Annotated in this window: 22 protein-coding genes; 5 read left to right on the top strand and 17 right to left on the bottom strand. The window is 61.1% G+C overall.

Annotated elements, in window-relative coordinates:
• Positions 1 to 103: 103 nt before the first annotated feature.
• From HFP51_RS13490 to HFP51_RS13460, 7 genes are read right to left on the bottom strand one after another with little or no spacing between them, the layout of a single operon-like run.
• Complete coding sequence (locus HFP51_RS13490) at positions 104 to 895, bottom strand: alpha/beta fold hydrolase (RefSeq protein WP_176876230.1); 792 nt, start codon at positions 893 to 895, stop codon at positions 104 to 106.
• Entirely contained in the window at positions 892 to 2247 is a 1356-nt protein-coding gene (locus HFP51_RS13485) for an MFS transporter (RefSeq protein WP_176876229.1), read from the bottom strand. The genes HFP51_RS13490 and HFP51_RS13485 overlap by 4 nt, the downstream gene beginning before the upstream one ends.
• Entirely contained in the window at positions 2244 to 2699 is a 456-nt protein-coding gene (locus HFP51_RS13480) for a VOC family protein (protein ID WP_176876228.1), read from the bottom strand. The genes HFP51_RS13485 and HFP51_RS13480 overlap by 4 nt, the downstream gene beginning before the upstream one ends.
• 10 nt (positions 2700 to 2709) lie before the next feature.
• Positions 2710 to 3801 carry an NADP-dependent oxidoreductase gene (locus HFP51_RS13475; RefSeq protein ID WP_176876227.1) on the bottom strand — a complete coding sequence of 364 codons (1092 nt, stop codon included), beginning with the start codon at positions 3799 to 3801 and terminating at the stop codon, positions 2710 to 2712.
• On the bottom strand, positions 3801 to 4274 hold the full coding sequence (locus tag HFP51_RS13470) for a VOC family protein (protein ID WP_176876226.1): 474 nt from the start codon (positions 4272 to 4274) through the stop codon (positions 3801 to 3803). Before HFP51_RS13470 ends, HFP51_RS13475 begins: the two co-directional genes overlap by 1 nt.
• Positions 4267 to 4572, bottom strand: coding sequence for a DUF1330 domain-containing protein (locus tag HFP51_RS13465; RefSeq protein ID WP_176876225.1), 306 nt, complete (start codon positions 4570 to 4572; stop codon positions 4267 to 4269). Before HFP51_RS13465 ends, HFP51_RS13470 begins: the two co-directional genes overlap by 8 nt.
• Before the next feature lie 9 nt (positions 4573 to 4581).
• A complete protein-coding gene (locus tag HFP51_RS13460; RefSeq protein ID WP_176876224.1) occupies positions 4582 to 5343 on the bottom strand; it encodes a hypothetical protein in 762 nt (253 codons plus the stop codon).
• Between the two features lie 122 nt (positions 5344 to 5465).
• Between HFP51_RS13460 and HFP51_RS13455 the strand changes: the two genes are divergently transcribed.
• Genes HFP51_RS13455 through HFP51_RS13435 form a run of 5 tightly spaced genes read left to right on the top strand, consistent with a single transcriptional unit; the run spans position 5466 to position 9426 of the window.
• Positions 5466 to 6248, top strand: a complete 783-nt coding sequence (locus HFP51_RS13455; protein ID WP_176876223.1) for a hypothetical protein — start codon at positions 5466 to 5468, stop codon at positions 6246 to 6248.
• Positions 6245 to 7243: a VOC family protein gene (locus HFP51_RS13450; protein ID WP_176876222.1), complete on the top strand. Its 999-nt coding sequence runs from the start codon at positions 6245 to 6247 to the stop codon at positions 7241 to 7243. Before HFP51_RS13455 ends, HFP51_RS13450 begins: the two co-directional genes overlap by 4 nt.
• Positions 7243 to 8220, top strand: a complete 978-nt coding sequence (locus HFP51_RS13445; protein ID WP_176876221.1) for a quinone oxidoreductase — start codon at positions 7243 to 7245, stop codon at positions 8218 to 8220. Before HFP51_RS13450 ends, HFP51_RS13445 begins: the two co-directional genes overlap by 1 nt.
• A 10-nt stretch (positions 8221 to 8230) precedes the next feature.
• On the top strand, positions 8231 to 8833 hold the full coding sequence (locus tag HFP51_RS13440) for a carboxymuconolactone decarboxylase family protein (RefSeq protein WP_176876220.1): 603 nt from the start codon (positions 8231 to 8233) through the stop codon (positions 8831 to 8833).
• 2 nt (positions 8834 to 8835) lie between these two features.
• On the top strand, positions 8836 to 9426 hold the full coding sequence (locus HFP51_RS13435) for a carboxymuconolactone decarboxylase family protein (RefSeq protein ID WP_176876219.1): 591 nt from the start codon (positions 8836 to 8838) through the stop codon (positions 9424 to 9426).
• Between the two features lies 1 nt (position 9427).
• Here HFP51_RS13435 and HFP51_RS13430 read toward each other — a convergent pair whose 3' ends face one another.
• The 10 genes from HFP51_RS13430 to HFP51_RS13385 all read right to left on the bottom strand — a co-directional run bounded on the left by HFP51_RS13430 (position 9428) and on the right by HFP51_RS13385 (position 19032).
• Positions 9428 to 9754 (bottom strand): YciI family protein, encoded by a 327-nt coding sequence (locus HFP51_RS13430; RefSeq protein WP_176876218.1) that lies wholly within the window; start codon positions 9752 to 9754, stop codon positions 9428 to 9430.
• Entirely contained in the window at positions 9751 to 10644 is an 894-nt protein-coding gene (locus HFP51_RS13425) for a hypothetical protein (RefSeq protein WP_176876217.1), read from the bottom strand. Before HFP51_RS13425 ends, HFP51_RS13430 begins: the two co-directional genes overlap by 4 nt.
• Before the next feature lie 139 nt (positions 10645 to 10783).
• Complete coding sequence (locus HFP51_RS13420; protein WP_176876216.1) at positions 10784 to 11548, bottom strand: enoyl-CoA hydratase/isomerase family protein; 765 nt, start codon at positions 11546 to 11548, stop codon at positions 10784 to 10786.
• A gap of 202 nt (positions 11549 to 11750) precedes the next feature.
• On the bottom strand, positions 11751 to 12617 hold the full coding sequence (locus HFP51_RS13415) for a polysaccharide deacetylase family protein (RefSeq protein WP_176876215.1): 867 nt from the start codon (positions 12615 to 12617) through the stop codon (positions 11751 to 11753).
• A gap of 57 nt (positions 12618 to 12674) precedes the next feature.
• Entirely contained in the window at positions 12675 to 13475 is an 801-nt protein-coding gene (locus HFP51_RS13410; protein ID WP_176876214.1) for an SDR family NAD(P)-dependent oxidoreductase, read from the bottom strand.
• A gap of 10 nt (positions 13476 to 13485) precedes the next feature.
• Entirely contained in the window at positions 13486 to 13794 is a 309-nt protein-coding gene (locus HFP51_RS13405; RefSeq protein WP_176876213.1) for an REDY-like protein HapK, read from the bottom strand.
• Between the two features lie 24 nt (positions 13795 to 13818).
• On the bottom strand, positions 13819 to 15129 hold the full coding sequence (locus HFP51_RS13400) for an amidase (protein ID WP_176876212.1): 1311 nt from the start codon (positions 15127 to 15129) through the stop codon (positions 13819 to 13821).
• Complete coding sequence (locus tag HFP51_RS13395) at positions 15126 to 16487, bottom strand: phenylacetate--CoA ligase family protein (RefSeq protein ID WP_176876211.1); 1362 nt, start codon at positions 16485 to 16487, stop codon at positions 15126 to 15128. The genes HFP51_RS13400 and HFP51_RS13395 overlap by 4 nt, the downstream gene beginning before the upstream one ends.
• Positions 16484 to 17791: an MmgE/PrpD family protein gene (locus HFP51_RS13390; protein WP_176876210.1), complete on the bottom strand. Its 1308-nt coding sequence runs from the start codon at positions 17789 to 17791 to the stop codon at positions 16484 to 16486. The genes HFP51_RS13395 and HFP51_RS13390 overlap by 4 nt, the downstream gene beginning before the upstream one ends.
• Positions 17788 to 19032 carry an MmgE/PrpD family protein gene (locus tag HFP51_RS13385; protein ID WP_255454679.1) on the bottom strand — a complete coding sequence of 415 codons (1245 nt, stop codon included), beginning with the start codon at positions 19030 to 19032 and terminating at the stop codon, positions 17788 to 17790. Before HFP51_RS13385 ends, HFP51_RS13390 begins: the two co-directional genes overlap by 4 nt.
• Positions 19033 to 19061: the final 29 nt, after the last annotated feature.

Here is a 19061-nt window from a genome sequence, read left to right as displayed (position 1 = left end):
CGAGGAGCCGTTAGGCGACGCGGCAATCCAGTGCCGCTAGCGCTGTGCCAAGCCACGCTGGATTGCTTCGCTCGGCTCGCAGTGACGGAGCGAAAGAGGCGGCTTAGGAATGGTCCAATGTTTTCAGAATTTCTAGCGCGATAGTCGACGCGGCCTCGTCGAGCACGGCGCGGCTGACATCAGTGCGTTCAACGAGGCTTGCACCCGGTATCGCCGCCGCACCCGCCTGACTCGCTTCAAGCAGCGGTGATTGGGTCGCGATGACGGTGACCGGAGCGCTGGTGTCCGCTGCTGCCTGTTCGACATCATAGTCGCGGGCTGCGGCAAAGGCGGCATTCATGCCCTCGCCATGGCGCAGCTGCTCGACAAACATCTCGAAGGCGCGCGCCATGGGCTGGCTCTTGATCCGCTTGGTGATGCCAAACTCCCATGCACGCGACAGACTCTCCAACTCCGCCGTAAAGCCGGGTGCCTGGGCGGCCGGATCCAGGAACTTCTGCCGCGTATCGGCATCAAAATAAGGCATATCGATCAACACGAGACGCCCGATCCTGGAGGGCACCGAGGCCGCCAGCGCGAGCGCCACAAGACAGCCAGTATGAAAGCCAACCAGGTCGACCGGCTCGCCTCCGCTGACATCGTCGATCACCGCTGCCATGGCCTCGGCAAAACCTTCGACGCTCGGCGCGACCGTCAATGCATCGGATCCGCCATGGCCCGGATAATCAGGCGCAATGACCCGACGATCCCCGGCGAGGTGCGGCATGATGGCCGTGAAGGCGAGGCCGCTAAACGGTGCCGGGTGCAGGCAATAGAGATCGGGCGCGGGCCCGGATGATCCCTCCAACCGCCAATGGATTTGGCCGTGCGCGCTGTCGGAATAGCCTTTCCTCATTTGCTGGCACCGCCGAGCAATTCCATCTGGCGGCGATAGAGCCGCCGGGTGAGCGGCATCATCAGCAGCGGTATGATCGCGAAGATGATCGGAACGGTGGCCACCGCATAGCGTAGATTATCTTCGCCAAAGACACCGCTCGACAGTTCGCCGACAGCGATCGGCCCAAGCGATCCGAACCAGCTGATCGCGAGATAATATAGCGCGACGACCTGGCCGCGGATCTGGGCCGGTGTAATCACGAGCAGCGAGGTGACACCGATCGCCGAGACAATCCCGATGCCGATCGTGTTGATACACAGGATCGCAAAGGCGAGCTCAGCCGTCGGCATGAAGAGTGGCAGCGACGCCGTCGGCACCATGATGAAGAAACCGACATAGAGGATGCGGAGCGATGCATCCTTCACGCCTTTCTTGGTCCACCAGTCCGAAATCGTCCCCATGATCAGCATATTGGCCGGCCCGATAATCAGCAGCGCAACACCGTTCACCGTGGCATAGAATTGCGGCGACCAGCCCCATGTCCGCTCGAAGGTCGGCGCGAGAAAACCCTGGCTATAGGCGATCGCCGTCATGCAACAGATGATGAGGACGAAGCCCATATAGAGCAGCTTGTTGCGCCAGACATAGGTCAGCGCATCGAGAAAACCGCTGCCACCAATCACCTCTTCGGACGCTGGCGCAGGGCGGCGCACCGGTTCTTTCAGGAACAGGAACAGGATCGCCAGAGCGAGCCCCGGCAAGCCGACTATGATCAACGTAAAGCGCCAGGGCGATAGCTCACCGAAAAAGGGCAAGGACTGACTGCCGCTCGCGGCCGTCCAGGCGATGATCGCGCCACTGAGCAGCGACGCGAGCCCTGCGCCGATTGGCAGGGCGGAAGAGTAGAAGGCGATCGGCTTGCCGCGCTCCTCTTCGGGGAAACTGTCACCAATCATCGAGAAGGTCGCCGGGCTGAGCGTTGCCTCGCCAACCCCCACCCCCATCCGGGCTGCAAATAGCTGGACGAAATTCTTTGCCGTGCCGGTAGCGACTGTCGCGGCAGACCAGAGCGCGACGCCGATTGAGACGATCCAGATGCGTTTGCCGCGATCGATCAGCCAGCCCATGAAGATACCGACAAAGCCATAGACCAGCGTAAACGCACTGAGCAGCCAGCCGATTGATCGGTCAGACAGTTCGAACTCAGCCTTGATCGGCTCGATCAGCAGGCCGAGGATATAGCGATCTACAAAGCTGAAAATATAGGCAATTGTGAGCATGACGACGAGAAACCAGCCCGCCGTCGCGCTGGGATAGGGCTTGTCGGCACTGCCCGCCTCACCCGTGTCGCTGGTTCCCGCGTCACTCATGCAGCCGCCTCGTCGATCCGGTAGATGACGACGAGATTATCGTCATAATCGACAATGCCGATCTCGCGACCGACCCGCCCGTCATGCGTCTCGAGCCGTTCTTCCTCATAGACTTTGAGGCCGAGCTTGCGCGCGCCCTCCATCACCGCATCGGGATCGGCCACATCGAGTACAATCGCGCTGCGTCGCGGATACGGCACCGGATGGAGATCGACATGCTTGATCTCGGTCAGTGCCATGACACGCGGTTGATCGGGCGCGGAAAGGATAACAAAACCGAGCTTGGCCTCGCCCGGTATCTCGAACACCGGGAAGCTGTAGCTGTCCGGGTTGTGACCTTTTTCAAAGGTCACCTCAAAACCCAGTACGTCGACATAGAAATTCAGTGCGCGGGAGATATCCCGCACGACGAAGTTGGCGCGCTGGAACCGGACTTGCGCTGTCTCACTCATATCTTGCTCCCTAATTCCATTGTTCGGGTTCACCGCGTACCGAACAGCATTGCACGCCGACATTGCGGCCATGATAGAGCTGCGCGAGGGCCTTGGGCATCGCGGCAAAGCCCTCGGCCATATCCTGTACCGGCACCAGCTTGCCCGCATGAATCCATCCGGCGATATCGTCCATTACCGCATCCCAGCGATCGAGATGGTTATAGACGAAAAAGCCCTGCATCCGGCTGTCTGTGCGGCGCAGGCGCGTGTAATTGGAGAGTTTGAACGGTTCTGGCCGGGTATATTCGCTGATCGATCCGCAGAGCACGACCCGGCTATGCATGCGCAGCCGCTCCATACAGGCCTCGAGCGTTTCACCGCCGACATTGTCAAAATAGAGATCGATGCCGTCCGGGCAGAGCCGGTCGAGCGCCTCTTCGATATCGTCGGCCTTGTAATCGATTGCCGCCCGGCACCCATGATCGCGAATAAAGGCGCATTTCTCCGCGCCACCCGCCATACCAACCACATCGCAGCCCACAACATTGGCCGCCATCTGGCTGACCATCGAACCAACCCCGCCAGCCGCGCCGGATAGCACCATGCGATCCCCCTCTTGTGGGCTTCCACAGGCAAACAGCCCGGCATGCGCGGACAGGCCGGTCATCCCGAGCACGCCGGAACCAAGCGCCGCAGGCAGGCCGTTATGCGGCATGGCGAAGAATTTTTCCTGCTCCGTCATCGCCGACACCTTATAGGTCTGCCAGCCGATCTGGCCCTGTACCATCTGGCCTTCCTGCCAATCGGGATGCCGCGACTTCACGATCTGCGCGACGCCGCGACCATGAATGACATCGCCAATCTTTAGCGCGCTTTCCCCGGACGGGCTGCCACCGACCATATAGGCGCGCATCACCGGAGCGAGGCCGAGATAATGGGTCTTGAGCAGAGTTTCGCCCGGGCCTGGCTCGGCAAGATCCGTCACATGCCAGTCGAAATCCTTGGGCACGACATTGCCGACCGGTCGGCGTGCGACCCGCCATTGATAATTGGCATCATCGTCAATCGCCTTGCCCGCAGCCAGCGCGTCAAAATCTGAGATCGCACCGGCGTCAGCCATTAATCATGCACCTGCACGACCTGGTTCACTTCGAAGAAATAGCCGTCGAGATCCCAGAAGGAGCAGCCGATCATGTCCTTCTGCTTCCCATCGGCACCGGTGACGGTCCATTCATGCGGCTCGCAGTGAATTCGCGACCCCAGCGCCCGGGCGCGCTCGACATTGCCCGGTGCATCTTCGGAGGCGACCACAAATACCGGGGCGCCAAAAGCGATCTCGGTCGGCAGCTCGTCAGGCGCATCCTGTTTCGGGTCGAGCCATTCGAGCAGCCCGATCATGCCGATCAGGTCATGCTCGCATTTCAGGATGATGAGCCGGGTCTGATCGCCCTTCTTGCCCGCAGCCAGCTGGTTGCCGGACAAGGTGAACGGCGTGTCCATCCAGCGCGTCATGCCGAACACCGTTTCATACCATTCGGCCGCGCGATCGCCGTCGCGCACCATCAGGGTCGTGCGTTTGATCTGATCACCCATTGATCATGTCCGCTTCGATCAGCAGCACCTGGCATTCTGCACAGCCTTCGCGCAGCTTCTTCGCCTCCTGATATTCAGGCGAATCCCAGAACGCCTTGGCCGCGGCCTTGTCGGGCCATTCGGAGATGACCATCGAAGCGCCATCGCCAAAGCCGCCTTCGAGCAATTCTGCACCGGGGCCGCGCAGCACATATTTCCCACCAAATTGCTCAACCAGTGCACCGGCGGCGGCACCATAGCCTTGGATGAAACTCTCTCGATCCTCGATCTTCGCGGTCACAATCATATAAGCGGGCATGGGCTTTCCTCAGTCTATGGGGCTAGGGGGATAGGTGAACAGGCGGTCCGCAATTGGCGCGTTGACGATCGTCTCGGTCCAATAAACGGTGTTCGAAACGACGCCATTGTAGGAGAGCGTTACCGTGCCCGCCTGGACCCAGTTGGGATCATCGAGCCGGTAGAAATCATCATAGACCCGCATATGCCAGCCGCGCGGCGTCGCGAATTCCATCGTCCGGATATAATGGCTGTCCTGGTCGATTCCGAAGATCGTCTCGGCGCCGCCCGGATCGGTGATGCGGATCTTGTAGGTCAGATGGCCGTTGGAGTTACCATCGGGAATGCGGGTCAGCGTGAAACCGTCAGCCAAGGCGCGGCGGACAATACCGAAACCGAAAGCCGACGCCCAATACGCATCTGCCTCTTCGCGCGGCATGATGCCATCCTGCGTCCAGGTGGTGTCGCCATCATAGCCGACTTCGAACATCACTCCGTCGCCAACGCCAGCGCGGATCCGTACCTTGCCCTGCGCATTATGGCTCGCGGTTCGATCAGGATCATAGACGCGCCACATCCGGTAATCGTCAGACCGCGCACGCGGCATTGCACTGTCCGGCCCATAGAAAACGGCATGGCCGCTGAGCTGCAAAGTCGCGGGGTTCAGCCAATCTTCACCGCCTGCGGCTTCGGTCGCCCGTTCGAGGATGGTGCGCGCATCAATCGCGTTCTCATCATGCGCGGGCAGCGGCGCAGCAAGCAGAATCAAGACCAGGCCGAGCCAATAGCGCATCACATTCATCCTCCCTCCATCCCCTTTTGCCGGATTCGCGGACACTGTCAAAATTTGTCCGGACATATTTGCATTTCGCGTCCGTCCCTCTAGCCTGTATCACGGGACGAGGAGAGACGAACATGCGGATGATTCTTGCAACGGCAGTCATGGGGAGCATGGCTGCACCGGCCATTGCCCATGATTTCGCGGATCTATTGGCGGGCACCTATACCAATACCGAGCAAAGCTATTTTCAAGGCGAAGCGGGCGAGGAGCCCGATCGCTGGCTCGGCGTATCGATTGCGCGCAATGATGATGGAAGCTTCACGCTGCAACGCGTCGATGCTTTTGGCGAAGGCCAAGCGGAACCGCATGGCGGGTCTGTAGATAACCGCGGCGAACTGACGGCGCTGACGATTGATGACTGCGCGCGGCTTTTCGCGGCCGAAGGCGAAGATTTTGTCCTTCAATCGAGCGAAGGGGAATGCGGCGATCAGGGCGTGATATCCCGCCTCGGCCCGAATGGCATGACGCTGAGCGGTCCGGATGACCGCCATCTCGATATGCGCCGTGCCCGGCCTGTCTCCTGCTGGATATCGGTTCGCAAGACCGATCCGGTGCCCGAAGGCGAGAGTGAATGGACCTTCGACAATGGCCTGATGATGCATGACCAAGGCGGGCGCATCCGCGCCGGCGGTGGCGAAAGTGGCGCACCTGTCGCGATTGCCCGGATGCGCAATGTTGTTTGGCCAGCGCCGTCGCGCAATCGGCCGAGCCTGGTCCTGTACATCCACACCGAAGACGATCCCGATCGGGCGGTTTCCTATAGCTGGGCCGATCCGAGCGCTGACCGTATCGGCATCAATCTGCGCTGGATGCAGGCAAGCTGCACGGTGCAGAGCGAGGAGGATGGCGGCTCGTGATCCGGCTGTTCGTACTCCTGGCCGCGTTGTTTGCAGCTCCGCTTTCCGCGCAGACGGTGCGACCCTGGACCGAAGCCGTGGTGAGCGTTGCCGATTTCGCGCCCTTTGAAGCGCTGCTGCGGGATATTGCTGATTGGGAGTTGCGCCATCAGGGCGATCTCGATCGCAGCGAGCTTAGTTATTGGGGCCTCCATATGGACGCGAGCGCCGAAGAGCGGCTCTATTGCGCGCCCGGCACCCAAACCGGCTGTATCCGCTTCGTACAATTCGATGCGGTCGAGCAGGAACCCATCCGCCCCGCCGCTCGTCCCTGGGACACGGGCGGGATCTTCTCGCTCATGGTCCGCTCCGACAATGTCGACGGGCTGTACGAAGCGGCACTCAACCAGGGCTGGTGGGCGGAATCGCCGCCGATCCGTTTTCAGTTTGGCAGCTCGGACCTCAAAAATGTCGTGATCACCGGCCCGCATGGCATCCATATCGCTGCCTATGAGCGGATCAGTCCGGAATTTACTGATTTTCCGGTCGGCCTGATCAGCCAGGCCTTTAACTCGATGCGTATGGTCCGCAACCGGCCGGTGGCGCGCGATTTCTATCGCAGCCTTGGTTTCTCGATCCTCTTTGACAGTGATGCAGAGCCACTCGAACCCGCCTGGTCCAATCTTTCCATTCCGCGCAACTTCACGCCAATAGTCCGGCGCTCCGCCGCTGCGCTACAGCCCCAGCCAGGCGAAACCGGCCGGGTCGAGGTGATGCAGATTGTCGGTTTTGAGGGGCGCGACCATTCGGCCCGTGCGGTGCCGCCCAATCTCGGTATTCTCTCGGTTCGCTACCCGGTCGACGATCTTGCCGCCTATCGCGCCGAGCTCGAGGCCGCCGGCATTCCGATTATTTTCGCCGCCAGCGATATTGCGCTTGCAGATCGCGGCCCAACCGACATGATCGCGGTCCGCAGTCCGGACGGCGCGCTAACCGAATTTTACGAGGTGAACTGATGCAGGCACGACACGCAATTATCCGCGAAAATGGCGGTCCAGACGTCATCCAATGGGAAGATGTGACGCTTGCCGATCCGGGCGAAGGCGAAGTGCGGATGCGCAACACCGCTGTCGGCCTCAACATGATCGACACCTATCACCGCAAGGGCGTCTATCCGGTCGAGCTGCCGAGTGGCCTTGGCCTTGAAGCCGCGGGCGTTGTCGAGGCGGTTGGCGCGGGCGTTACCAATCTCAAGGAAGGCGACCGGGTTGTCACATTCGGACCGATGCTCGGTGCCTATTCCACTGCGCGCAACATGCCCGCAGATCGGCTGTTCCCCTTACCGGATGGTGTGGCCGACGATGTCGCTGCAGCGGCGTTCCTGAAAGGCTGCACGACCGAGTTTCTGGTCGAGCGGTGCGGCAAGGTGGAGAGCGGCTGGCCGGTACTGGTGCACGCCGCCGCCGGCGGTACCGGGCAGTTACTGTGTCAATGGCTCAAACATATCGGGGCGGAAGTGATCGGGACGACGAGCAGCGCCGAGAAAGCCGAAAAGGCGAAGGCTGCCGGCGCCGATCATGTGATCCTCTACACCGAGGAAGAGGTTGCGCCAAAGGTTCGCGAAATCACCGGCGGCAAGGGCGTGCGCGTTGTGTTTGACGGGGTTGGCAAAGACACATGGGAAGCATCGCTCGATTCCCTCGGGCCGCGCGGGCTGCAGATCAGCTTCGGCAATGCGAGCGCACCGGTTGGTGACACCAATCTCGCCATCCTTGCGCAGAAGGGTTCGCTGTTCACGACGCGCCCGACCCTGTTCGACTATTATTCAGAAGCCGCCGACGCCCAGGCCGGTGCCGCACGGCTCTTCTCCCTGCTGGCCGATGGCGTGCTGACGGTTGAGATCGGCCAACGCTATGCCTTGGAAGAGGCCGCCCAAGCGCATATCGATCTGGAGGGCCGCAAGACTTTCGGCTCGACGGTTCTCATACCCTAAGGAAATTGCCATGGCCCATATCGACCCGCTGACGTTGGAGAATGTGCCCGAACAGCTTAAGCCGATGCTCGCCATGGCCGAAGCGCGGATGGGCTTTGTGCCCAATTCGATGCTGACCATGGCCCATTGGCCCGAGCTGGTGCAGAGTTTCACGCCGCTTGTTGCAACGGTCCTGGGCGGCGGAACCCTGCCCCAGGATCTCAAACAGATGATCGCTGCCGTCGTCAGCAGCGCCGCTGGATGCCGCTATTGCGAGGCGCACACTACCCATGGTTCGGCCGAAAAGATGGGCGTATCGGAAGACAAGGTCGCCAAGGTCTGGGAATTCCAGACGAGCGATCTCTTCTCCGATGCCGAACGCGCCGCGCTGGGCCTCGCCTTTGCTGCGGGACAGGTGCCCAATGCCGCGACCGATGCCCATTTCGAAGCGCTGCGTGCCCATTATGGCGAGCGCGAAATTGTCGAGATCGTCGCCGTGATCTCGGTCTTCGGTTTTCTCAATCGCTGGAACGACACAATGGCGACGACGCTCGAAGCCGAGCCACGCGATTTCGCTGAAGCGATCATGCAGCCCGCCGGATGGGCGATTGGCAAACATGGTGAAGCCGCCTGAGCATGGCGCGTATCGATCCCCTGCCCCTGGATGCCTTGCCGGATGAGCTGCGCAATCGACTGGGCGAGGCTGAAGAGCGGATGGGCTTTGCCTCGAACGACATCATTACCATGGCCCGCTGGCCCGAACTGCTTGGGCCGCTCGAAGGGTTGATCGGTACGATTTATGGCTCACGGGAAGTCAGTCTCGGCCTGAAGCGGATGATGGCAATGGTCGCGAGCAATGCCGCAGGATGCCGCTATTGCGAGGCGCATACGGCCCATGGCGCGGCGCAAATGTCCGGCGTCGATGCCCAGAAAGTGGCGGCGGTGTGGGAGTATCAGACAAGTGATCTCTTTACCGATGCCGAACGCACCGCCCTCGATCTGGCCTTTGCGGCGGGCCAGGTGCCCAACGCCACAACCGAAGCCCATTTTGAAGCGCTGCGTGCACATTGGACCGAGCGACAGATTGTCGAGATGGTCGCGCTCATTAGCCTATTCGGTTTCTTGAACCGCTGGAATGACACGCTGGCCACACCGCTCGAGGATGCCCCGCTCAGCTTCGCGCTTGAGAGTTTTGGCGGTGACTGGAAGCCCGGCAAACACGCCTAGACTACCAGATCTTGCCGCCTATCCATTCGCCAGCGGCCGGCAGGAACGGCCGGATTTCAACACTCTCCCAGATTTCCGCACCTGCATAGGGGTCGCGATCGATCAGCGCACGGGCTTCGGCTTCGCTCTCAGCATTGAAGATCAACATCGAACCGATCGTCTTGCCATTGTCGTCACGCACGGGCCCGGCCACGCGGATCTTGTCGAAGATCGTCTCGATATGCGCAAAATGTGCGGGCGCGAGCTCTTCGCGCAAGCGCGTCGGTTCATCGCCCGGATAGTCCGTGCACCAGACGATATAGGCGGCGGGCGGCGTCACTTTGGTCATCTGCTCATCTCTATCAGTTCGAGGATTTCACCCGCCGGCCCGATCAGCGTTGCAGCGCGGCGGCCATCGTAAAGCGGCCCTGCCTGCACAGCGGGCGGCGTGATCCAGTCACACTCCAGCGCATCCAGATTGTCAGCCGCAAGCGTGACCAGCGCATTGCCCGGCGGCAGCATGCCGCTGTGCCGCGCGCGCGGCGTCGCTTCGTCCGGATAATCATCCACCTCGACGATCGGGAGACGGTCATTCTGGACCATGGTGAGGTCCGACTGCGTCCCTTCCGGCGCGCCGAATGCGTCATTTATCATTGTATATTCAAGCGTATAGGTATCGCCCTCGTCAAGGCCGAGCGTATCGCGATACCAGGCAACCGTACCGGCACGATCCGGTGTTGCCAGGATCACGATGAAGATATGATCGGTCAGCGATTGGGCATGGGGAAGATCGGACGAAGGCGTGTTTTCGCGCACCTCGTTGAGATAGACCATCTCCTGGCCGCGCCCCGTCACCTGCATCGGTACGAAGAATGGCAAGCCTTCGAGTTCCTTTGGCGGACCGACAATATCAAAACCACTGCCGACCAATCGATCAGGCCAACCGAACACATCCTGCACGGTCAGTTCATAGGCCGCCCAACCATAGGTGCGCGTGGGTGTGAAGTCGGGATGATCGGGCTGCTGGACGAGCCGGATGAAGCAATGCGCGCCGCTCTTGGGTTGCAGTGTCGCCACAGGCTGGCCCGCACTTTCCGCAACACCCCAGCTCGCGGCCAGCGCGTCCGGGACGACGCCTCGCTCAACCAGCTTCATATCGAGCGTGCCTTCATAATCTGCCAGGGCCATGTCGAGATCGGGTGTCGTTACGACCCCACCCAATATGCTTCCATGTTTCATGCTGTTCTCCCCATGTCATTGGGTAACGCGTCATTTCCGCGCAGGCGGGATTCACTGGCTGAAATGCACCACCCAGCTGGATGTGACTCCCGCCCGCGCGGGAGTTGACGCTTCGGAACGCTGCGCATTCCGTGGCGCATCAAAATTCTGCCTTTCGCTTCTCGAGAAAGGCGCTGACGCCTTCCCTGAAATCTTCACCCTCAAACGCGGCATCGAATTGCGCCGCCGTTTCCGCATCGTCATCGGCCTGGCCATCCAGGATGCGCCGGACAATCGCCTTGCTCATCTTCTGGCTGTGCGAGGATACCGAGGCCATGGTCTCTGCAAGCGCCGCTGCTTCCCCATGCGGATCATCGGCAAGCATTGTTACCAACCCGATCGCCTGCGCTTCGGCTGCAGAGAGCAGCTGGCCGGTGAAGAGGATGCGTTTCGCCTGAGCCGGGCCGACCAGATCAACGAGCAGCTTCGTATCATGGAGCGAATAGACAAGACCGAGCTTTGCCGGCGTAATACCGAAGCGCGAATTTGACCCTGCCACCCGCATATCGCAGGCGATCGCAATACCGCAGCCGCCGCCGATGCAATCCTGGTCAATCACCGCAACAGTCGGCTTGGGGGCCCGCGCCAGATCATGCTGGACCTTGCGGATCGCGGCCTGGTTTTTGGCGCGCCAGTCAGGATCCTTGGCACCAGCGGAGAACTCACCAATATCGGCGCCCGCACTAAAGGCGCTGTCCGCCTGGCTCGCCTTCACCATCAGCACGCGGATCGCGTCGTCGGCCATCGCATCAGCAAGCAGGGTCGGGAACAGCTCCCACATCTCCTGCGTGAATGCGTTGCGCTTGTCCGGTCGATCGATCAGCAGCTGCGCGATCTTGCCATCTTTCTCGAGGCGCAGCGTCATGATCCCTCTCCCTTGATGGGAGAGGGCTGCGCAGACTTAGCGGCTGTGCCGCTTAGTCGGAGCCGGGTGAGGGTGAGCGGAGTGAAGCTCCGCGCGCTCGCCGGGCGAGCGCTCACCCTTATCCAACTTCGCCTAGGCTCCTGCGTCGCCAAGGCTGCATATCCTTCTCCCATCAAGGGAGAAGGTTTGTGAGCGACGCGCGTCATGCGGGTTCCACCTGGGCAAAATGCTGAGTGATTTCATGCCGGGTCGTGACCCAGACATCGTCATGCGCGCGGACATGTTTGAAGAATTCTTCAAGCGCCCATATCCGTCCAGGCCGGCCGATGATCCGCAAATGCAAGCCAAGGCTCATCATCTTGGAATTGCCCTCTTCACCCTCGCGATAGATCTGGTCGAAATTGGCTTTGGCATAATCGAGCCATTGATGCGGTGTCAGTGCCGGGTCCGTCCACATCTTCATGTCATTATTGTCGAGCTGATAGGGCAGGATCACCAGTGGCGTGTCCGGCACCGTCTCCTTGTCCCAATAGGGAATATCGCCCGAATAATCGTCCATGTGATAGGCAAACCCTTCCTCGATCAGGAGCCTGCGGGTCTCGTCGGTGTGGAAATAACGGGACAGCCAACCATAGGGCCTGACGCCGACGGTTTTCTCGATCGAGGTCACCGCCTTGCGAATAAACTCACGCTCGGCCTCTTCGTCGAGCTTGAACTGATGTACCCAGCGCCAACCATGGCTGACCGGTTCATGGCCAAGCTCGGCAATCGCCTCGGCGATCTGCGGATGGTTTTCCAGCGACAGGGCGGCGACGGTCCAGCTCGCCTTGATGTCAAAGGCGCGCAGCAGTTTTACGATCCGCGGGCACCCGGCCTTGATGCCATACATATAGTTGGATTCATTGCCATAGTTTCGGATCGGCGCGCGGATATGAATACCCAGCTCATCGACCGGCTCCATGCCTTTGTCGCCCCGCGCAACGGTCATCTCGCTGCCTTCTTCGACATTGACGACAACGCTCAGCGCCATCTTCGCGCCGTTCGGCCAGTCGATCCGTTCTTCCTGCATTATTCCTCGTCTCCTCGCGCACGCCCTACGTTCCGGGCGGGCTCGCGCAATTTCTGCCTAGTGCATTTCCTCGCCGCCCGACACGTTGAGCGCTTCGCCGGTTACGTAGATCGCCTCTTCACTCGCAAGCCAACCGCAGGCCGCGGCTGTATCGGTCGGCAGCCCCGGACGTCCCATCGGATTCTTCGCGCTCATATTGGCAAGATACGCCTCAACGCTGTCAAAGCCCAAAAGCTTGGAGAAATATTCATTCTGCTCCGCGCCCAAGGCCGTCGTTACATGATTGGGGCAGACCGCATTGACAGTGATGCCGTGCGCGCCGAGCTCAACCGCGCTCGCGCGTGTCAGGCCGACCATGCCATGCTTGGAGCTGACATAGGCTGGCAGGTGCGGAAAGCCGGTCTTGGCGGCCTGGCTGGCAATATTGATGATCCGCCCGCCATTGCCGGCCGCGACCATCGCCTTGGCGGCGGCCTGGGTGCAGTAAAACGCGCCCGAGAGATTGACCGCGATTACCGGATCCCATTCCTTGGCCGTGTCGACTTCGAGCAGGGGCTTCATCAAGAAACCGATCCCTGCATTATTGACCATGATGTCGATCGCGCCGAACCGTTCGACCGTTTGCTCAACCAACCCCTGACACTGGGCGGCATCACTGACATCGCAGGCGATCGTTGCAACATCCGCGCCGCGGCCTCGCAATTCCTCGGCCACGCGTTCGGCTTCTTCACCGATTTCGAGATCCGAAACGACGCAATTCGCGCCCTCATCGGCGAAATGCTGAAGGATGCCCTGGCCCAGCCCCTTTTCGCGGCCCGAACCGGTGACAATGATGGTCTTGCCCGAAAAGCGGCCCATTGCGTCTCTCCTACAGATCTTCGGTCAGGATGAATTGCGGATTGTCCGCATAGTCCTGGAACGGCGCGGCAGCCGCCTGGAATTCCTCGGTCGAGATATCGCCGACAAAGGCGTCCATGTCCGTAATGTCGATAATCTCGAAATAGTCATAGACAGGCTTGGCGCTGTCATCGCCGAACACGCCGCTGGCCTTGTGGACCGTGAAGCCGCTGACCGATCCCAGTGCATTTACGCCCGGTATATCGCGCGTCTTGGCCCATTCTTCATATTCTGCGACGCTGACGCCGTCTTTCAGGTTGAACAATACGATGATGCGCATGTCTCTCTCCTCTTGTCTCTCTCTCTAGAATAGATCGGGCGGGCGATAGCCGTCCAATTGCGTATCGAGGCCGCGCGCAAGTGCGAACAGCCCCGCTTCATTGCCTGCCGCTCCGATCAACTGGATCGCGACCGGCAGGCCGTGTTCGTTGGTACCCGCCGGAATGCTGAGCGACGGTAGCCCCGCGATATTCGCCAGACAGGTGAAATCGGCCTGATTGGCAGGTGCCTTATCGCTGTGCGGGAACGCCGCTTGCGGCATGGTCGGCAGCAGGATCGCTCCGTGCTCAGCTACCACCGATTGGATCGTTGCGCGGGTGCGTTCGAGCACAGCTTGGTCTTCAGCCAGATCCGCCGCATCGCGCTTGGGGCCGATATCTATGAGGAATTTCAGATTGTCTGACAGGCCTTCCGGATCGCTCGCGCGCAATTCGGCGAGATGGGCATGGAGCGCCCGGGCCGCGGCGATGAACCCGGCAAAGCGGATACGCGTCAGCGGGTCAGGCAGCGAGAAGCTGGCGCTCGCACCGGTGAGCTCGCATGCCTTCTCGTATGCCGTGAGAACCGCTGGTTCGCATTCCACATCGCCCAATCCTTCGAGCAGCGCCGGTGCACCAATCGGCTGAGCATCGTCCATGTCGATAAGCACGCGCGAGATGATCTCGAGATCACCAAGCGAGCGCGCCAGCGGGCCGATAACATCGAGCGAGCCTTCGCATATTTCGAGGCCGTTTTGTGAGATCGCACCATAGGTCGGCTTCAGGCCATAAACGCCGCAATAGGCGGATGGCACGCGGACCGAACCGAGCGTGTCGGTCCCCAGCGCCGCGACGCACAGGCCAGCAGCAACCGCCGCGCCGCTCCCGCCGGAAGAGCCTCCCGGTGTGTATCCGATCCGATGCGGGTTCTGTGCCGCCCCGAGCCAGGGATTGTCGGTTTTTGCGCCCAGCGCCGCTTCTTCCATGTTAAGCGTGCCGAGAATGATCGCCCCGGCATCGCGTAGATCAGCCACGACCTGCGCATCGCTCTCGGCCACATAATCCTTGCGGGCCTCAATCCCCGCGCTCGTCACCAGGCCTTCGACATCGATATTGGTTTTGATCGCCACCGGTACACCTTCGAGCGGACGCGGCGCGGCGGAGAGAATCTGCCGATCGCTTTCTGCTGCGGCTTGTAACGCACCGGCTTCGTCTAGCTCGACAAACGCGTTGAGATCGCCATTTAGCGCAGCGATCCGGTCCAACGTCGCATCGACGACGTCGGACGGCATCAGCGCGCCCGCCCGATAAAGGGCCAGCAGCGCGGCCACGCCATGATGATGAGCCGCTTCGGTCAAATCTTCCTCTCGTCAATCAGCCGGATCGGTTTTTGCCGGACATCGATCTGCGTGTCCTTGGCGGTGTCGCCGATCCCGACCAGCTCAACGCCGACCTCGATGCCAATGCCCTTGCGCAACAGTTCGCCAATCTCGCCGGCGTCGGTGCCGCCCCGGCTTTCGAGCGTGACCTGCATATCATCGCGGCCAGCCTCATCGCGCGTCACTCGGCAGACATATTCGCCGGTCAGGTCACCGCGGTTTTCGATGATCGCGCCGATCGCATGCGGGAAGATGTTGATGCCGCGCAGCTTGACCATATTGTCGCTGCGGCCCTTGAAGCCCGAAATCCGTTTGAAAACCATGCCCGTATCATTGGTGCCGGACAGTTCTTCGGTCACATCATGGGTGTTGAAGCGGATGCACGGCGCGATATCGTCCTTGAACAGACAGGTGACGACCATGTCGCCGGTATCGCCTTGCGCAACCGCTGCGCCGCTATCGACATCGAGCAGCTCGAGAAACTGTGCATCTTCCCACACATAGAGCCCGTTCCGGTCTGGCCCCTCGCCGGCAATCGATCCGGTGTCGCCCACGCCATACCAGTCATAGGCCTTGGCACCGTGCCAGGCATCTTCGGTCGAGGCGCGATCCTCGGTACCCAGATGGCCGATGATCATCCGCAGCTTGATCCGGTCGAACAGCTTCTCGGCTTCCGCCACTTCAGCGAGCTTGCGGACATAGTCAACGAAACCCACCATGCAGGTGACGCCGAAATCGGCCATCAGATTGACCTGGTTTACCGAGCGCGTCTCGATCCCGGTCCCCGCGCTCAAGAACAGCGAATTGGTGAAATGGGTGACGGCCTCGCGAATATAATGGCCGCCATTGATCATACCATGGCCATAGACCGACTGGATCACATCGTCGGACTGCAAACCCATCCAGCGATACATGCGGCCGACGAGCAGGTTTGTGACCTCGCGGCCCTTGGGGCCGAACATCAATGGCTGGGGCCGCCCGGTCGTCCCGCTTGTCGTGTGGAAGACAACCGGGTCACTGCCGCGCCCGTCAAAATCGCCATAAGGCGGATAGTCATTCACCGAGGCCATCAGGTCGGTCTTGTCGTACACTGGCAGCTTGGTGATATCGGCCAACCCCTGGATATCGCCGGGCTCAATCCCCTGCGCGCCCCAAAGCCGCTGATAAAAGGGAATTTCCCAGCCGCGCTTCATCAGCGTCTTAAACTGCGCATCCTGGATCGCATGCAGCTCATCGCGCGACATGGCGGTGTAGCGGGCGACGAAATCTTCGCCGACCGGATAATCGGCCAGCATCTGTTGAGCGTCAAAGGCTTCAAAATAGGTCGGAAAACTCATTGCGGGTCCGTTGCATAGCTAAGGGGTTTATCGAACAGCCGCACGTCTCCATCGGGCGATGCAAGCGTGCGGCACAGATCATATTTGGCGGCGGCCTGATCGGCGCTCATCGGCGCATCCGGGCTGCCAAGATTGTCGGTAATGATGCGCTCGATCCGGCTGCCATCGGTCAGCGTGATCGCCAGCTGTTGCGGGGCGAGCGCATTGGGATCGGGATTATCGTCGAGCCGGACAGTCACCTTCTCCGCCAGCGCACGGAGCGCAGGATCGGTAAACTGGTCCGGCGTAAAACAGGCCGGATTGACGATCCCGTCGCGCAGCATCAGCGGCAACAGGAACGCAAGGCAGAGCCGCGCATAGCTCGGCGCCATATCGGGCGTATAGGGCCGGCCGACGAGCCGGTTGATCAGCGGCGGGGCTGCGATATCGACACTGGCGACGGCATTCGCATCCAGCTCCCCCGCGCGCAGCATATTATCGATCGTACCCAGCACGCCATGGCTCGCCCGACCTGACGGGAAGGGCTTGGTGCTGACCTCCTCGATTAGCCAGCGCGCGCCGATCCTATCGGTGTAGCGGCTCAGATCGCCGGGCTCGAATAGCTCGAAATAGCCGAACGGGCCTTCAATCCCGTCATGCGGGCCATCCATGCCGGCCTTGGCCAGATCGACGGCGGTGATCGCGGCGCGGGCGGCATTGCCGATCTGCAAGGGCAGCGCGACCGAGGCTTCGACATGCGCCTGCATCGTGCCACCCGCTTGCGAATATGCGAGGCCGAGCACATCGGCGAAGCGTTCGGGCGCCAGCCCTTCCAGCCTTGCGACGGCCAAGGACGCACCGATCACGCCAGCCGTGGCCGGGCGGAAAAACTCCATCGCGCCCGTCGCCGCGACACCCATGCCGCTGGCGATATCGACCCCGACCGCGAGCGCGGTGAGAAAGACATCTGGATCGCTGCCGCCTTGCCGGTCCGATGCAGCGAGCAATGCGGCGGTAGCAACCGACAGCGCATGGACAACCGCCGGTTCGTGCACCGCGTCCCATTCGAGGCAATGGACCGCGAAACCGTTGAACCAGGCCGCAGACGGCGCAGGGAGGCGGTCTTCAAGACCAATCAGGCGCGCCTTGCCACCCTCACCCCAATTGCGCACGGCGCTCAGCAAATGCTGGGCTTCATCGGACATCGCGCCCGCCGCGCCGCCCGCCAGAGTATCGGCCAGCAGGCGTAGCGAGGCCGCGCGCGCGCTATCGGGAAGCGCATGATCGCTCGACGCGAAATCCAGGAGGCGTGCCGTGCCGCTCATGTCAGCCAGTCCTCCAATAAAGCTTCCACCGCCTCGGCTTTGTCGCCGCGTAAAGCGATCTCCACCGCCCGGTCGGCCTCGGCTGCGTCCAAACCGCCCCATGCGGCAAGGCTTTCCATCTTGGCGATAATCGCCGCTTCGTCCACCGGTCTCTCCGGATCGCCAAGCGTATCGACCAGTTCCAACCCATTCACCCGCGCGCCGAAATGGGCCGGATAGCGCTCCGTTATCGCCGGGTCCTCGGCCACCGTAACCTGCGCACGGAGATCGGCCAGCGCTGCAATCGCCTCTTCGGTGAAATCTTCAGGCTTGGCATCGCGACCGTCCGCGACGACCGCCACCGAATGCTGGAGCGAGAATTTCGCATCGAGCTCGGTCACCGGACCGGGCCGATCGCAAAAGGCCAGGGCATCCGCATAGCTTTCGACATGGAATGGCGCAGCGAGCTTGCCCGCCTTGCGCAACTCCATCGCCGCATCGATCGCCGGATGGGCATGGCGGCATGCCGCAAAAGGCTTGAAGCTAACCGTATGGATGAGCCAGCTATCGCCATTGTTCGCGAGCGGACCGGGCTCCTTAGTCATTGCAGCGTACAGGCCCTGCTGACCTTCCAACAGATCAAGCGGTCCTGTCACACCGGCTTCAGCCATTTCGGTCGCTTGCCAGCCGGTCAGTCCCAGATGCAGCAAATGCCATTGCTTGGCTTGGTTGCTGCTATGACGGAGCTGCCAAAAGCCTCCAGTCACCGAACCAGCCAGCGCCAGTGCATTGGCCATATGTGACACGTCCAATTGCGCAACTGCTGCTTCTGCGGCTGCCGCGCCGAACATACCGGCCGAGGTTGTGGGATGCCAATGGGCATAGTGATGCGCATCAAGGCTCGCGCCAATCGCAATCATCGCTTCATACCCACAGATCGCAGCGTCGAGGACCGCGTCTAGGCCATCGACTTCAAACTTATCCGAAGCACCGCGAATTGCCGATGGCCAGATTACCGGGCCGGGATGCAGCAACGCTGTGCGGTGCACATCGTCCATTTCGAGAAGGTTGCCGAGATATGCGGCCTTCAGCTTCGGATCACCTTGAAAGCCAGCGAAGAAAGCTTGGGCCACTTCACTCTTCCGCGCCCCTGCAACACAGGCCAGCCAGTCGAGCAAATGCAAGCGCGCACGCTGCCTATCGCTTTCGCCGACGGGTCGCGCTAATCTTTCTGAAAGTTGCGTCAGAAGCGGTTCGCTCATACAGCCACCGCTCTGGCCTGAAGCCGCAA

Origin of the sequence: Parasphingopyxis sp. CP4, assembly GCF_013378055.1 — a bacterium.
Classification (GTDB): Bacteria; Pseudomonadota; Alphaproteobacteria; order Sphingomonadales; family Sphingomonadaceae; genus Parasphingopyxis.
Note: the sequence above shows the minus strand (reverse complement) of the source record. Positions and strands in the feature narration are given on the sequence as shown.